At 69.9% G+C, this 13,651-nt stretch carries 12 protein-coding genes; 2 read left to right on the top strand and 10 right to left on the bottom strand.

Annotated features, from left to right (window positions below; genetic code table 11):
- Positions 1–423: 423 nt before the first annotated feature.
- Positions 424–1,050: a CDP-diacylglycerol--serine O-phosphatidyltransferase gene (pssA, locus tag KW843_RS17890; RefSeq protein ID WP_218296505.1), complete on the bottom strand. Its 627-nt coding sequence runs from the start codon at positions 1,048–1,050 to the stop codon at positions 424–426.
- Between the two features lie 42 nt (positions 1,051–1,092).
- Positions 1,093–2,016, bottom strand: coding sequence for a LysR family transcriptional regulator (locus KW843_RS17885; protein ID WP_218296504.1), 924 nt, complete (start codon positions 2,014–2,016; stop codon positions 1,093–1,095).
- A 113-nt stretch (positions 2,017–2,129) separates the two neighbouring features.
- On the opposite strand from KW843_RS17885, the gene KW843_RS17880 reads away from it, so the two are divergent.
- Together KW843_RS17880 and KW843_RS17875 are read left to right on the top strand one after the other, a co-directional pair.
- A complete protein-coding gene (locus KW843_RS17880; RefSeq protein WP_218296503.1) occupies positions 2,130–4,067 on the top strand; it encodes an acyl-CoA synthetase in 1,938 nt (645 codons plus the stop codon).
- Positions 4,068–4,138: 71 nt separating this feature from the next.
- Entirely contained in the window at positions 4,139–5,143 is a 1,005-nt protein-coding gene (locus KW843_RS17875) for a tripartite tricarboxylate transporter substrate binding protein (RefSeq protein WP_218296502.1), read from the top strand.
- 280 nt (positions 5,144–5,423) lie between these two features.
- Here KW843_RS17875 and KW843_RS17870 read toward each other — a convergent pair whose 3' ends face one another.
- The 8 genes from KW843_RS17870 to KW843_RS17835 form a co-directional block, all read right to left on the bottom strand.
- The gene (locus tag KW843_RS17870; protein ID WP_218296501.1) at positions 5,424–6,443 is read right to left on the bottom strand and encodes a tripartite tricarboxylate transporter substrate binding protein; all 1,020 of its coding nucleotides are present in this window, start codon (positions 6,441–6,443) and stop codon (positions 5,424–5,426) included.
- 40 nt (positions 6,444–6,483) lie between these two features.
- The gene (locus KW843_RS17865) at positions 6,484–6,999 is read right to left on the bottom strand and encodes a MaoC family dehydratase (RefSeq protein WP_255594804.1); all 516 of its coding nucleotides are present in this window, start codon (positions 6,997–6,999) and stop codon (positions 6,484–6,486) included.
- A 14-nt stretch (positions 7,000–7,013) separates the two neighbouring features.
- Positions 7,014–8,204, bottom strand: a complete 1,191-nt coding sequence (locus KW843_RS17860) for a CaiB/BaiF CoA-transferase family protein (RefSeq protein WP_218296500.1) — start codon at positions 8,202–8,204, stop codon at positions 7,014–7,016.
- A gap of 39 nt (positions 8,205–8,243) precedes the next feature.
- Positions 8,244–9,032 carry a crotonase/enoyl-CoA hydratase family protein gene (locus KW843_RS17855; protein ID WP_218296499.1) on the bottom strand — a complete coding sequence of 263 codons (789 nt, stop codon included), beginning with the start codon at positions 9,030–9,032 and terminating at the stop codon, positions 8,244–8,246.
- A 30-nt stretch (positions 9,033–9,062) separates the two neighbouring features.
- Positions 9,063–10,094, bottom strand: a complete 1,032-nt coding sequence (locus KW843_RS17850) for an acyl-CoA dehydrogenase family protein (protein ID WP_218296722.1) — start codon at positions 10,092–10,094, stop codon at positions 9,063–9,065.
- A 133-nt stretch (positions 10,095–10,227) separates the two neighbouring features.
- On the bottom strand, positions 10,228–11,385 hold the full coding sequence (locus KW843_RS17845) for an acyl-CoA dehydrogenase family protein (RefSeq protein ID WP_218296498.1): 1,158 nt from the start codon (positions 11,383–11,385) through the stop codon (positions 10,228–10,230).
- Positions 11,382–12,629 (bottom strand): CaiB/BaiF CoA-transferase family protein, encoded by a 1,248-nt coding sequence (locus tag KW843_RS17840; RefSeq protein ID WP_218296497.1) that lies wholly within the window; start codon positions 12,627–12,629, stop codon positions 11,382–11,384. The genes KW843_RS17845 and KW843_RS17840 overlap by 4 nt, the downstream gene beginning before the upstream one ends.
- Positions 12,626–13,597, bottom strand: a complete 972-nt coding sequence (locus KW843_RS17835) for a tripartite tricarboxylate transporter substrate binding protein (RefSeq protein ID WP_218296496.1) — start codon at positions 13,595–13,597, stop codon at positions 12,626–12,628. Before KW843_RS17835 ends, KW843_RS17840 begins: the two co-directional genes overlap by 4 nt.
- Positions 13,598–13,651 lie beyond the last annotated feature (54 nt).

Genomic DNA, 13,651 nt, shown 5'->3' with positions numbered 1-13,651 from the left:
CAGGGATGCGCGCACCCAGCGCAGCACCTTCATCGTCGTCCAGGCGCGTGAACTGCCGGGACCAGGTTTCGGACTGCGCAAGTTTCGAATACTGGGGCGGTTCGCCCACAACCAGTCCGGGTGGGTGGCCCGGGGCTTCGCCCGAAAACATGCAGGTGTACCCTGTAGTACAAGGCAGTGCGGGGGTTTTGGTCCCCGGGGATGGGCCAGCGGGTTTAGCGCGTCGTTGCCCGCATCGCAGTCTTTGAGGCAGTCACCGGCGAGCTGTCGAGCAGGGCCCGGCCCGTGGTGGTCGCCAGGCACGACCAACGCGCCAGCTCTTCGGGCGTCAGCTCGCTGCGTTCCCAGACGGGCACATGACCGCCGTCGCTGCAGTGGTTCATAGGCCGCACGAGCAGGTCGACCGTGCCACCAGCCAGTGGCTCAGAGCTTGGGAATGCGGATCCGGCTGATCATCAGCGAACCCGACAGCGCGAACAGCAGCACCAGCGGGTGCAGCGTGAAGCCGCCGATGAGCACCTTGCCGAACCACAGGCTCTCGCGCACCGCGCCCAGGTAGGCCGCCAGGGCCAGCAGGCCCACGAGCACGATGGAGGTGGGGATGGGCGTGCCCTCGAAGTACTTCACCTTGCCGTCGTCGCCCGAGAGGGTTTCGGCCGTGACGTTGTAGCGCGCCAGGCGCGAGACGCCGCAGGCCACGAAGTAGGCCAGCACGATGCGGTCGTACAGGCCCTGCATGCCGCAGCCATAGGCGATGATGGCCGGAGCCACGCCGAACGAGATCACGTCGGCCAGCGAATCGAGCTCCCGGCCCATGGCCGAACTCTTCTGGCGCCAGCGCGCGATGCGGCCGTCCAGCACGTCGAAGATGAGCGCGGCCAGCACGAGGGCGGCGGCGAAGTAGACGTGCACCACGGCGCCGGTTTCCAGGTAGGTCATCGACGAGAACAATGCGCCCACGCCGCAGACCGCGTTGCCCAGCGTGAACCAGTCGGCCAGGTGGAATTCGCGGATCATCGAGAAACGCTTGGGATGTCGGGGAGTGTTCATGTCAGGAGCTCCGGTCGCGCCATGGTGGATGAGAACGCCCCATTATGGGCGGCCAGGTGCCGGGCTTCTTGTAGGCACACCGCCCGCCCGCTCGAGGATGAAATCAATGAGCGTGCGCACCGAACTGGTCTGGTAGCGGTTGGGCATGTACAGGAGGAACATCTGCGTGCCAAAGACGCTCAGGCGGTAGTCGTCGAGCGCGGTGACGATGCGCCCCTCGCGCACCGGGTCCGCCACCACGTAGTCGGGCAGCAGGCCCACGCCCAGGCCCGCCAGGACCGCGTCGCGCAGGAAGGGAAAATGCTCGGACAGCAGGGTGGGCCGGGGCAGCACTTCCTCGCGCTGGCCGTCGGGCCGGTAGGCGGCCACGCGCAGCTCGCGCCCGATGAAGCCCGAGGTGAAGAGCGGCACCGTGGCCAGGTGCTCCAGGCGCGTGGGCAGGCCGTGCTCCTGCGCGTACGCGCGGGCGGCGCACACCACGTAGCGCACGGGCCCCAGGGCCCGCGACACCAGGGCCGGCGGCGGCTCGGTCATGATGCGGATGGCGATGTCCACGTCCTCGCGCACGAGGTCGCTCACGCGGTTCTCGAACATCACTTCGAGCACGATCCCCGGGTACAGACGCTTGAATTCGATGAGCCAGCCGGCCATGACCATCTGGCCGTAGCCCAGGGGCATGCTCAGCCCCACGCGCCCCTGCAGGCTCTGGCCCAGCGTGGCGATGGTTTCGCGCGCCGCCAGCATCTCGTTCATGATGCTGCGGCCGTGCTCGTACAGGCGCAGCCCGACCTCGGTGGGCTCCACGCGCCGCGTGGTGCGGCGCACCAGCTGCACGCCCACCGACTTCTCCAGCTGGTGCAGGTGGTAGCTCACGTTGGCGCGGCTCATCTTGAGCTTGCGCGCGGCCAGGCTGAGGTTGCCGGCGTCCAGGATCTCCACCAGCAGGGTCAGTGCCGAGAGATCCATGTGGCGCGCTCCGCTTGTTTGTCAAAAATATTCATACAGAGTGTCAATCCTTCATGTGATTGTCAAGAAATCCTGTCGGCACAACAATCCCGGGTCTGCCCGCACTTCCGTCCATGACCGCTCCCGCACTCCATCCGCCCTTTGCCCGCACCGCCACCACCCTCCGCGGCCTGCGGGATGTCGAACAGCTGGAAGCCACGCCCCTGGCCGAGGCGCTGCCGGTGCGGAGCACCTATGAAATCCTGCGCAACGCCGCCCATGCGTTCGGCGGCAAGACCGCGCTGACCTTCCTGCCCACGGCCGATCCGGCGGACGCGCCCATCCGCTGGTCGTACGCGCAGCTGCTGGCCGGCATCCACCAGACGGCCAACCTGCTGCACACACTGGGCGTGGGCCCCCGGGACGCCGTGGCCGTGCTGCTGCCCGGCTGCCTGGAATACCACCTGGCCCTGTGGGGCGGCGAGGCGGCGGGCATCGTGCAGCCCCTGAACCCCATGCTCACCGACGAGAAGCTCGCGGCCATGATGGCGCTGGCGGGCGCCAAGGTGCTGATCGCCTACGGCGCGGAAGGCGACGTGGGCTACTGGAGCAAGGCCCTGCGCCTGCGCAGCCAGGTGCCCACGCTCGCCACCGTGCTGCGTGTGGCCCCGCACGATGAGGCGCCCGGCGCCGCCGGCGCGCTGCCGGAGGGCGTGGTGGACTTCGCGGCGCGCCTGCGCCAGCCCGCCGGCCAGCTGGTGAGCGGCCGGCGCATCGCGCCCGGCGACATCGCAGCGTACTTTCACACCGGCGGCACCACGGGCGCGCCCAAGATCGCGCGCCACAGCCATGGCGCGCAGGTGTTCACCGCCTGGGCCAGCGTGCAGATGCAGGGCATCACGCCGCAGGACGTGGGCATCAACGGCTACCCGCTGTTCCATGTGGCGGGCGTGCTGCCCGGTTCGCTCGCGGCGCTCTCGGCGGGGGTGGAGACCATCATCCCGACGGCGGGCCTGTTCCGCAACCGCGAGGTCATCGCCAGCTACTGGCGGCTGGTCGAGCGCCACCGCTGCACCTACCTGTCGGCCGTGCCCACGGTGCTGGCCGCGCTGGCCAACGTGCCGCTCGATGGCGCCGACATCTCGTCGCTGCGCTACTGCCGCACGGGCGCGGCCATCCTCGCGCCGGAGCTGGCGGCGCGCTTTGAGCGCCTGTTCGGCCTGCATGTGCACGAAAGCCTGGGCATGACGGAGATGGCGGGCATCTCCACCATCACGCCACCGGGCGTGCACGCGCCCGCCGGCTGCGTGGGCTGGCGCCTGCCGTACGCGCGGCTGCGCATCGTGGCGCTGGACGCGCACGGCAACGCGTCCGGCCAGGACATGCCGCCTGGGCAGCCGGGCATGGTGCTGTTCCAGTCGCCCAACCTGTTCTCGGGGTTTCTGGATGCGGCGGACACGGCCAAGGCCTTCACGGCCGACGGCTGGCTGGCCACCGGAGACCTGGGTTTCGTGGACGCCGAAGGGCGCCTGCACCTGAGCGGCCGCTCCAAGGACCTCATCATCCGCAGCGGCCACAACATCGATCCCAAGGTGATCGAGGACGCGCTGGGCGCCCACCCCGCCGTGCAGCTCGCCGCCGCCGTGGGCGCGCCCGACGCCTATGCGGGCGAGCTGCCCGTGGCCTTTGCCACGCTGGTGCCCGGCGCGCAGGCGACCGAGGCCGAGCTGCTCGCCTTCACCGCAGAGCGCGTGGACGAGGCCGTGGCCCGCCCGCGCTGGGTGCGGGTCCTGGGCACCATGCCCGTGACCAACGTGGGCAAGATCTACAAGCCCGCGCTGCGCCTGCAGGCCGCCTGCCACACGGTGCAGGCGCTGGCCGACGGCGTGTGGGCCGAGACCCCCGGCCTCCCCCGCCCCCAGGCGCAGCCCGAAGGCGAGAGCGCCGTGCGCGTGACCCTGGAGCCCGGCCCGGGCGCGGCCGCGCTGCAGGCCCGGCTGCGCGAGGTGCTCGCGCCCCTGCCGCTTGCCGTCACCATCGCCCCGGCGCCAGGAAGCCCCCAGCCCGCCTGAACGAGCCCCCGCCCGCCACCGCGCAGGGCCGGGCCAGGCTGATTTGCAATACCCATGACAGGAGACGACACATGCCCCACCACCCCCCGTCGATGACCCGCCGCCACTGGCTGGGCGCCGCCGCCCTGGCCGCCGCCGCCGCGTGCACCGGCCCCGCCGCCCTGGCGCAGGCCTACCCCAGCAAGCCCATCAAGGTGGTCGTGCCCTTTGCCGCAGGCGGCGCCACCGACGTGCTCGCGCGCGTGCTGGCCGAGAAGATGGCCGCGGGCCTGGGCCAGCCCATGGTCATCGACAACAAGCCCGGCGCGGCCGGCATCATCGGCACCGACGCGGTGGCCAAGGCCGCGCCCGACGGCTACACGCTGCTGCTGGCCTTGAGCAACTCCATGCTCACCAACCAGTTCCTGTACACCAAGCTGCCCTACAGCCCCGAGCGCGACATCGCGCCCATCTACCAGATCGCCATCGCGCCGCTGGTGCTGGTGGCCCACCCCGGCGTACCCGTGGCCACGGGCCCCGAGCTGCTCAAGTATGTGGTGGCGAACAAGGGCAAGGTGGCCTACGGCTCCTACGGCACGGGCGCCTACCCGCATCTGGCCGGCGCCTACATGAGCCTCACGCAGAACGCCGACATGAGCCACGTGGCCTACCGCGGCGAGGCGCCCATGGTGCAGGACCTGCTGGGCGGCCAGATCCAGATCGCGTTCGCCAGCGCGCTGCAGGCCAAGCCGCACATCGACGCGGGCAAGCTCAAGGCCATCGGCGTGAGCGGCGAGCGCCGCATGGGCGCGCTGCCGGGCGTGCCCACGCTGGCCGAACAGGGCCTGAACGACGAAGCCTACCGCGTGGCGGGCTGGCTGGCCTTTGGCGCACCGGCCGGCACGCCCGCGCCCATCCTGGAGCGCATTGCCGCCGAGGTGCGCAAGGCCACGCAGTTGCCCGACGTGGCGCAGCGCATCGCGGCCATGGGGTTCGATGTGCAGAACAGCTCGCCCGCGCTGTTCACGGCCGCGATCGCCAAGGAGCGGCCGGTGTGGGAGCGATTGATCAAGGCCTCGGGCGCGAAGCTTGACTGACCCTCTGAGCGGCTGCCAGAAACAGCTGCTCTTCGTCATGTCCAGGCCTGCGCAAGCAGGCTTGGAGCCGCAGCCCTCAGCCCCGGAAGGGGGCCGTCCCCAGCGCGGCGGGGCGGCCCTGGCATGGCGGCGCGCCGGTCACAACAGGTGGCAGGAAGCAAAAAGGCTCGCGAGGGCCTTTGAGGCCAAAATGGGCCCCAACACCTATCCATCAAGCGCAAGCAGCTATCATTTTTGAAGCACTGTGGCGCCACACCACGGTGCAGGGGCCCCGCCGCGTTCAATCGAGGGTCACGCCGGTCGATTTCACCACCCCGGCCCAGCGCTGGAGTTCCTTGCCGACATAGGCGCGGTACTCTTCGGGCGTGGAGCCCAGCGGCTCGGCGCCCTGCACCGCCAGCCTGGCACGCACCTCATCGCTTTGCAGCGCCTTGTTGATCTCGGCGTTGAGGCGCTGCACCAGCGCCGCCGGCGTCCTGGCGGGCACCATCACGCCCTGCCAGGCGCCGGCCTCAAAACCGGGCATCACGGTTTCCCCCAGCGTGGGCACGTCGGGGTACAGGGACATGCGCCTGGCGGTGGTGACCGCCAGCAGCTTCAGGCGCTTGTCCTTCACGAAAGGCATCACGGAATTGATGGTGTCCGTCATGAACTGGATCTGCCCCGCCACGAGGTCGACATCCGCGGGGGCGCTGCCCCGGTAGGACACGTGCGTGGCCTCGATGCCCAGGCTCCTGGTGAACTGGAAAGCCGCCAGGTGGGTCACGTTGCCATTGCCTGCCGAGCCATAGGAGAGCTTGCCCGGGTTGGCCTTGGCGTAGTCGACGAACTCGCGCACATTGTTGACGGGAAGGCTCGGGTGCACGACCAGGGCCAGCGGCACCACGGCGGTGAGGGCCACGGGCGCCAGGTCTTTCTGCACGTCATAGCTCAGGTTCTTGTAGAGCGCCGGGCTCAGGGTGATGGACGAGGTGTTGTAGAGCAGCGTGTACCCGTCACCCGCCGCCTTGCTGACCTGGGTGCCGCCGATGTTGCCGTTGGCGCCGGGCTTGTTGTCCACGATCACGGACTGCCCCATCTGCTCCGTCAGCTTCTGCGCCAGCACGCGCGCCACCTGGTCGGTGGGCCCGCCTGGCGGAAAGGGCACCACGAGGGTGATCGGTTTGGAAGGGTAGGCCTGCGCATGCGCCAAGCCCATGGGGGCGATGGCCGCCACGCCGGCCGCGCAGCCGAACATGGCCAGGCATACGCGCCGGACGCCGCTGGGTCGCGAAGACGTGCGGGAAGTGCTTTTTTTCATGGTGCTTGTCTCCTGGGTGGTTGTAGTTGGGGAAATCTGTTCACGAACGCCCGGCGAGCAAGCGGGTGGCCGTGTAGGTCATGACCGGTACCCCCTGCTGGTTGAAGACGTCGATGCGCGAGGTCACGACCGCGCGGCCACTCCTGGAGGTGGGCCGGATCTCCGTCACCTCCACCACCGCCTCGATGGTGTCGCCCACCCGCACGGGCGCGAGGATCTTCTGGTGCAGCTCCAGCATCGCAAGGCCCGTGCCCTGGATCATGGTCTGCAGGATGAAGCCCTCGATGAGCGCATAGGTCAGCGCCCCCGGCACGGGCCGCCCCACCATGGCGCCGCCCTCGTAGCCGTCTTCGATGAAGATCGCCTCCAGCATGCCGGTCACGCCGATGAAGCTGACCAGGTCCGTCTCGGTGACCGTGCGCCGGAAGGTGCGAAAGCGTTGTCCCACGCTCAGGTCCTGCCACACGAACCCCTGTCCGAGGCGCGGCAAATGGCGGTCCACGCCAGCGGGGGCGGCAGGGCGGAGGGTGTCCGCAGAAGGCGTCTGGGGGATCATGGAAGGCGTCCTTGTCAAGAAGAGGGGCCCACGGCTGCGCGGGTGCCCAGCAGTGCCTGGATCCGTGCGCCGCCGAGCCCGGCCTGGGCCAGCAGCGTCTCGGTGTGTTCGCCCAGCCGGGGGGGCATGGCGATGGCGGGGCGCTGCCCGTCAAAGCGCACCGGCACGCCCGGAAAGCGCACCTCGCCCAGGGCGGGGTCGGAGAGGGTTTCGAAGAAATCCGTGGCCACGAGGTGTGGATCCAGGGGCAGGTCCTGCAGCCTGGCCACGGGCGCGGCGGGGATTTCCAGCCGCTCGCACACCGCGATCCAGTGGGCCGTGGTGTGGCGCCCGGTGAAGCCCGACGCAAGCTCCAGCAGTTCGGCGATGTGCCGCGTGCGGCTGGCGATGTCGGCGAAGCGCGCATCGCGCGCCAGGTCCGGGGCACCCACTTCGGTGAAGAAGCGCTGCCAGTGCAGGTTGGTGTACGGCATCATGGCCACCGCCCCGTCGGCCGTGCGGTAGGGCCGGCGCCAGGGGGCCAGCACACGCGGGTAGCCCGGTGGGGACAGCGGCGGCTCGAAGTGCTGGCCGTAGTAGTGCTCGACCAGGTTGAAACCCACCATGGACTCGAACATGGGGATTTCCACGAAGGCCCCCCGGCCCGTGCGCTCGCGCTGCCACAGCGCGGCCAGGATGGCATGCGCGGCCACATGGGCACAGGTCTTGTCGGCGGCGATGGTGGGCAGGTAGCGCATTTCCCCGCCCTGCCGTTCCATCAGGTCGGCGAGCCCCGACATGCCCTGGATCACGTCGTCATACGCGGGTTTGCCGGCATAGGGGCCAGGCAAGAAGCCCACCAGGCTGGCGTACACCAGGCGCGGAAAACGCTCGCGCAGCGCCTCGGGCGCGAGGCCCAGGGCCGCCAGCTTCTGCGGCCGCATGCTGTGCATCAGCACATCGGCCGTGGCGATCAGTGCGCCCAGCGCCTCCTGCGCACCGGCCTGCTTGAGGTCCAGCGCCACGCTCTTCTTGCTGCGGTTGGCGCCCAGGAACATCGCCGCCATGCCCGCCTCCCGGGCGGGGCCGGTATGGCGCGTCGAGTCGCCCTCGGGCGGTTCGATCTTGATCACCTCGGCGCCGTAGTCGGCCAGGACCTGGCTGGCCAGGGGGCCGAAAATCACGCTGGACAGATCCAGCACGCGAAGGCCTTGCAAAGGCGTCATCTCACATCCTTCCGAAGGCGGTTGGGGGGACGCGGTGCCTCACTGGAACTTCGGCGCGCGTTTTTCAATGAAGGCGGTCACCGCTTCCCGGTGGTCTGCCGTCTTGTGCGCGATGGCCTGGTAGCCCGCCGAAGTCTCCAGCAGCGAGGCCAGCGAGGCGTGTTCGCCCTCGCGCAGCAGGCGTTTTGTCATCCGCATCACGGCGCCGGGGTTGGCCGCGATCCTGGCGGCCAGCGCCCGCGCGGCGGGCAGCAACTGGTCCGCCGCCACCACGCGACTCACCAGGCCGCAGGCCAACGCCTCCTGCGCGCCGATGGCCTCGCCGGTGAACGCCATCTCGGACGCCTTGGCCCTGCCGACCGCGCGCGGCAGCAGCCAGGCACCACCGTCGCCGGGCACGATGCCCACGCGCACAAAACTCTCGGCGAAGGTGGCCGCCTCGCTGGCGATGCGGATGTCGCACATGCAGGCCAGGTCCAGCCCCGCGCCGATGGCCGGGCCGTTGACGGCGCAGATCACGGGAACATCGAGCTGGTACAGCGCCTGGGGGATGCGCTGGATGCCCTGGCGGTACTCCTCGCGGATCAGGTCGGGCGTGCACGCATCATCAAAGAAACGCTTCATGTCCTTGACGTTGCCGCCCGAGCTGAAGATGGGGCCCGCGCCCGTGAGAATCAGCACCTTGACGCCGGCATCCCGGCGCACGTCCTCGCACAGCTGCACGAACTCGTCCACCGCGGTGTTGCCGGTGAGCGCGTTGCGCGTTTCGGGCTGGTTCATGGTGGCGGTGAGGATGCCGCCGTCGCGTTCAATGGTCAGAAAGGCCATGGCAAATGTCTCCAGTCAGCGAAATGGCACTCAGGCCGGGAATTCGACGTCGGTGATGCGGCGCACCAGGTCGAGCGTGATGCCGCTGTGCTGCAGCAGCGCCTCGCCGGCCACGGTGTGCCAGTACCCCTCGCTGCCGGCCGTCTGGCGCCAGGCATGCAGGCGCCGGGTGAAGAGCTGCAGGTCATGCTCCTCGGTGAAGCCGATGGCGCCGTGGATGGCGTGGGCGGCTTCCGACACGGCCAGCGCGGCCTCGCTGCAGCGCGCCTTGGCGGTCGCCACGCGCAGTCGGTCGGGCTGGATGCCCACGCCGCCGCTGCAGCCGAGCTGCGCGGCCATGCGCGCGGCAAACACGTGTTCGCTCATCACGGCCAGCTGGTGCTGGACGGCCTGGAACTTGCCGATGGGGCGGCCGAATTGCTGGCGTTCGTTGGCGTACCGCAGGGTGCGCTGGAACACGCTGCTGAGGGCGCCGGCCATCTGCGCGGCCACCACCGCGGCCTGCAGGGTGCGCACATCCAGCGCGGCATCCACGCCCACCGTGGGGGCGGCATCGCACTGCGCGGCCGACCAGGTCAGCGCCGCGTCCAGCGCCAGTGCATGCGCACGGGCGTGGGCGCCGTCGACGGGAAGCAGGTGCCAGGCGCTGCCGGCCTGCACCAGCACCGCATCGGCCACCTGGCCGCCGCGCACCAGCGCGCAGTGCAGACCGCCGCCGGCGCCGCGCTGGCCGCGTGCCAGGGCGATGCTGCCCTGCGGGCGCACCAGCCCTGCCTGGGCCAGCAAGGCCCGCGCCACCATGGTCTCGGCCAGGGGCAGCGGCAGCGCGTGGGCACCGCATTGCTCCAGCACGCCAAAGGCCTGGTCCAGTTCCAGGCCCGCCCCCCCCTCGTCTTCGCCCAGCAGGGCGTCGGCCAGGCCGGTGGATTCCAGCTGCTCCCACAGGCCCCGCGCGGCATCCGCCGCGCGCCCGCCGCACTCGATGGCGCGCACCACGGCGGGGGTGCACCGGTCCGCCAGCACGTCGTGCGCGGCATCGGCGAACAGGTCGTTGTCATTCATGCTCATGTCGGTCATCCATTGCGTTGCACACACTGCCCCCGGCCCCTGGCCGAAACGCGGCCCGGTCGGAGGCGCCAGGCACGGTCCCCACGCAGCGCGCGCGAGAGATGCCGCGCAGCAGCCCAGGGGTGTCTCATCTCAAGCCCAGGCCGCGGGCGATCATTCCGCGCAGGATGTCGCGCGTGCCGCCGCGCAGCGAGAAGGAGGGCGAGGCCTCGGTCACGTACTTGAGCGTCATCAGGAGCTCCACGGGCACGTCCTCGGCCTCGCGCGCGAACAGGTCCTCGGCAATGGCCGCTGGAATCATCTGCTCGAGGGTGGTTCCAAGCTCCTTCACCAGCGCCGCCTCGACGATGGGGCTCGCGCCCTGCGTGAGTTTTTCCTGCACCGACACGGACATGGCGCGCAGCGGCGCCAGCTGCGTGAGCACCTTGCCCGCCAGCCGCACGGCCGAGTCGGTGCGTCCCTGGGGCGTGCGCACGTAGCCGAGCCACTGGTCGAACAGCACGATGGAGGAGAACAGGCGCTCGGGCCCGCTGCGCTCGAACGCCAGCTCCGCCGTGACCTGCTCCCAGCCCTGGCCCTCGGCGCCAATGAGCGCATCCGGTCCCAGCCGCACGTTGTCGAAGAACACCTCGCAAAAATGGCTGTCGCCCGAGAGGTCTTCGATGGGGCGCACCGTGACCCCCGGCAGCGACAGGTCCACGATGACCTGCGACAGGCCCTGGTGGCGGTCCTCGGAGGTTCCCGAGGTGCGTACCAGCGCGATCATGTACTGGCAGTGGTGGGCGTTGGTGGTCCAGATCTTCTGGCCGTTGAGCACAAAGCCTTGCGCATTGGGCACGGCGCGCGTCTTCACGCTGGCCAGGTCCGAACCCGCGTTGGGTTCGCTCATGCCGATGCAGAAGAACGCCTCGCCCTTGCACACGCGCGGAATGTAGAACTGCTTTTGCGCCTCGGTGCCGTACTTCAGGATCAGGGGCGCGCTCTGGCGATCGGCGATCCAGTGCGAACCCACGGGGGCGCCGCAGGCCAGGTATTCCTCCACCAGCACGTAGCGCGTGAACGCGCTGCGCCCGCCCCCGCCGTACGCCCTGGGCAGCGTGATGCCGATCCAGCCCTTGTCTCCCAGCCGGCGGCTCAGAGCGCTGCTGTAGCCGCCCCAGGAGCGCGCGCGGATGTGCGCGGGCAGGTCGGCAATGGCCTCCTGCAGGAAGGCGCGCACCTCGGCGCGCAGTGCCTCGTCTTCAGCGGGAATGCGCGTGAGCGCCAGTGAATCCAGGGTGCTCATCCCAAAACTCCGTCGTCCTTGTAGGCCTGCAATTGCGCGGGCGAAAAACCCAGGTAGCGGGCCAGCACCTCGTCGGTGTGCTGGCCCAGCTGCGGGGGCGTGTGGCGATAAGTGACGGGCGTGTCCGACAGGCGGATGGGGCTGGCCACCAGCGGCACCTCGCCCGCCTGCGGGTGCGGCATCGCGATCCGCAGGCCCCGGGCCTGGACCTGTGGGTCCTCGAACACGTCGCGCACGGTGTTGATGGGGCCGCAGGGCACGGCGTGCCGCTCCAGCAGAGCGATCCAGTCGCGCGTGGTGCGCGCCACCGTGGCAGCGCGGATGCGGCCGACCAGTTCCTCCCGGTGGGCCAGGCGGCCGGCGTTGCACACGAAGCGTTCGTCCTGCGCCCAGTCCGGTTCGCCGATGGCATGGCAAAAGCGTGCAAACTGTCCGTCGTTGCCAATGGCCAGGATCATGTGGCCGTCCTGCGTGGGGAAGTCCTGGTAGGGCACGGTGTTCGGGTGCGCATTGCCCATGCGCTGCGGCACCTTGTCGCCGTACAGGTAATTCATGCCCTGGTTGGCCAGGCAGGCCACGCCCACGTCGAGCAGCGCCAGGTCGATGTGCTGGCCCCGGCCCGTGTGCTCGCGCGCCTGCAGCGCAGCGAGGATGGCCGTGCTCGCATACAGCCCGGTGAGGATGTCGGTGAGCGCCACGCCCACCTTCATGGGACCGCCGCCGGGTGCCCCGTCGGGGTGGCCGCTGATGCTCATGAGCCCACCCATGCCCTGGATCAGGAAGTCGTAGCCCGCGCGGTGCGCGTAGGGGCCGTCCTGGCCAAAGCCGGTCACGGAGCAGTACACCAGGCGCGGGTTCAGCGCGCTCAGGCTTGCATGGTCGAGCCCGTACTGCGCCAGGCCGCCGGTCTTGAAATTCTCGATGAGCACGTCGCACCGCGCCGCGAGCTCGCGCACGATCCGCTGACCCTCGGGCCGGGTGAAGTCCACCGTCACCGACTGCTTGTTGCGGTTGGTGCACATGTAATAGGCCGACTCGCCGGTGGGCTGGCCCGCCGCGTCCGTCACATGGGGAGGGCCCCAGGCGCGGGTGTCGTCGCCGGTGCCCGGGCGCTCGACCTTGATCACTTCGGCCCCCAGGTCGCCCAGGGTCTGCGCGGCCCAGGGTCCGGCCAGCACGCGGGACAGATCGAGCACCTTCACATGCTGCAGCGCACCCGGCTGCACGGCGGGAGCACCGCTCATTGCAGCGGCACCTTGGCCTGGGTGACGATGCGCTTCCACAGCACGATCTCGTTTTTCTGGAACTCGTGCATCTGCGCGGGCCCACCGGTCATGGCGGTGGCTCCGATGCGCTCGTAGAAGGCACGGGTCTCGTCCATCCTGGAGATGGCGGTGAACAGCTCGGCCAGCCGGGCGGTTTCGGCGGCGGGGGTCTGGGCGCTGACCATGGCGCCCACCCACGTGTAGGCCTCGAAGCCCGGCAGGCCCGCTTCCGTGGCGGTGGGCACGTCCGGCGCCGCGGCCACGCGCTTGTCGGACGCCACGGCCAGCACCTTCACGCGGCCGCCCTTGGCTAGCTCCTGCACGGCGGTCACCTCGGCGAAGGTGTAGTCGACGGTGCCCGAGGCCACGGCCGTCATGGTCTCGCCGGCGCCCTTGAAGGGCACGTGCACGGTGTGGATGCCCGCCGTGTCGTTGAGCAACTCGCCCATGAGCTGGTAGCCGGCCGAGCCCGCGCCGAAGTTCACCTTGCCCGGGCTGGCCTTGGCGTAGGCGATCAGGCCCTTGAGGTCGCTGTACGCCGCCTTGGGCATGGCCGCGATCATGGCGGGCGAACGCATCATCATGGTCAGCGGCGAGAAGTCCTTCACCGGGTCGTACGGCAGCTCCTTGAACAGCGCGGCGTTCACCGCCAGCGTGGAGTTGCTGCCGATGAAGACGGTGTAGCCGTCGGCCGGCGCCGACAGCACTTGCTTGACGGCGATGAAGCCGTTGGCGCCGGGCTTGTTTTCCACCACCACGGCCTGGCCCGTGAGGTCCTGCAGCTTGCGCGCGAAGTAGCGCGCCGAGGTGTCGGTGCCGCTGCCAGGGCCGAAGGGCACGACGAACTTGATGGTTTTGGCAGGGAATGCCTGGGCTTGCACGGCGGGGGCCAGGGCCGTGGCGGCAAGCGCCAGCAGCGCGCCGGCCACGGTTCTACGGGATTGCATCACGGTGTCTCCTTCATGGAATTTTTTTGATCGTCAGGCCCTGCCCAGGCCTGC

It is taken from the genome of Acidovorax sp. sif1233 (assembly GCF_019218755.1).
Lineage (GTDB): Bacteria > Pseudomonadota > Gammaproteobacteria > Burkholderiales > Burkholderiaceae_C > Acidovorax.
This window is presented reverse-complemented; position numbering and strand designations above follow the sequence as displayed.

Excerpts from the sequence above, each read along its gene's own strand:
- KW843_RS17845 (WP_218296498.1), bottom strand. The coding sequence starts at position 11,385 with ATGAGCACCCTGGATTCACTGGCGCTCACGCGCATTCCCGCTGAAGAC.
- KW843_RS17880 (WP_218296503.1), top strand. The coding sequence starts at position 2,130 with ATGACCGCTCCCGCACTCCATCCGCCCTTTGCCCGCACCGCCACCACC.
- KW843_RS17850 (WP_218296722.1), bottom strand. The coding sequence starts at position 10,094 with ATGAATGACAACGACCTGTTCGCCGATGCCGCGCACGACGTGCTGGCG.
- KW843_RS17860 (WP_218296500.1), bottom strand. The coding sequence starts at position 8,204 with ATGACGCCTTTGCAAGGCCTTCGCGTGCTGGATCTGTCCAGCGTGATT.
- KW843_RS17835 (WP_218296496.1), bottom strand. The coding sequence starts at position 13,597 with ATGCAATCCCGTAGAACCGTGGCCGGCGCGCTGCTGGCGCTTGCCGCC.
- pssA (WP_218296505.1), bottom strand. The coding sequence starts at position 1,050 with ATGAACACTCCCCGACATCCCAAGCGTTTCTCGATGATCCGCGAATTC.
- KW843_RS17840 (WP_218296497.1), bottom strand. The coding sequence starts at position 12,629 with ATGAGCGGTGCTCCCGCCGTGCAGCCGGGTGCGCTGCAGCATGTGAAG.
- KW843_RS17865 (WP_255594804.1), bottom strand. The coding sequence starts at position 6,999 with ATGATCCCCCAGACGCCTTCTGCGGACACCCTCCGCCCTGCCGCCCCC.
- KW843_RS17875 (WP_218296502.1), top strand. The coding sequence starts at position 4,139 with ATGCCCCACCACCCCCCGTCGATGACCCGCCGCCACTGGCTGGGCGCC.
- KW843_RS17870 (WP_218296501.1), bottom strand. The coding sequence starts at position 6,443 with ATGAAAAAAAGCACTTCCCGCACGTCTTCGCGACCCAGCGGCGTCCGG.
- KW843_RS17885 (WP_218296504.1), bottom strand. The coding sequence starts at position 2,016 with ATGGATCTCTCGGCACTGACCCTGCTGGTGGAGATCCTGGACGCCGGC.
- KW843_RS17855 (WP_218296499.1), bottom strand. The coding sequence starts at position 9,032 with ATGGCCTTTCTGACCATTGAACGCGACGGCGGCATCCTCACCGCCACC.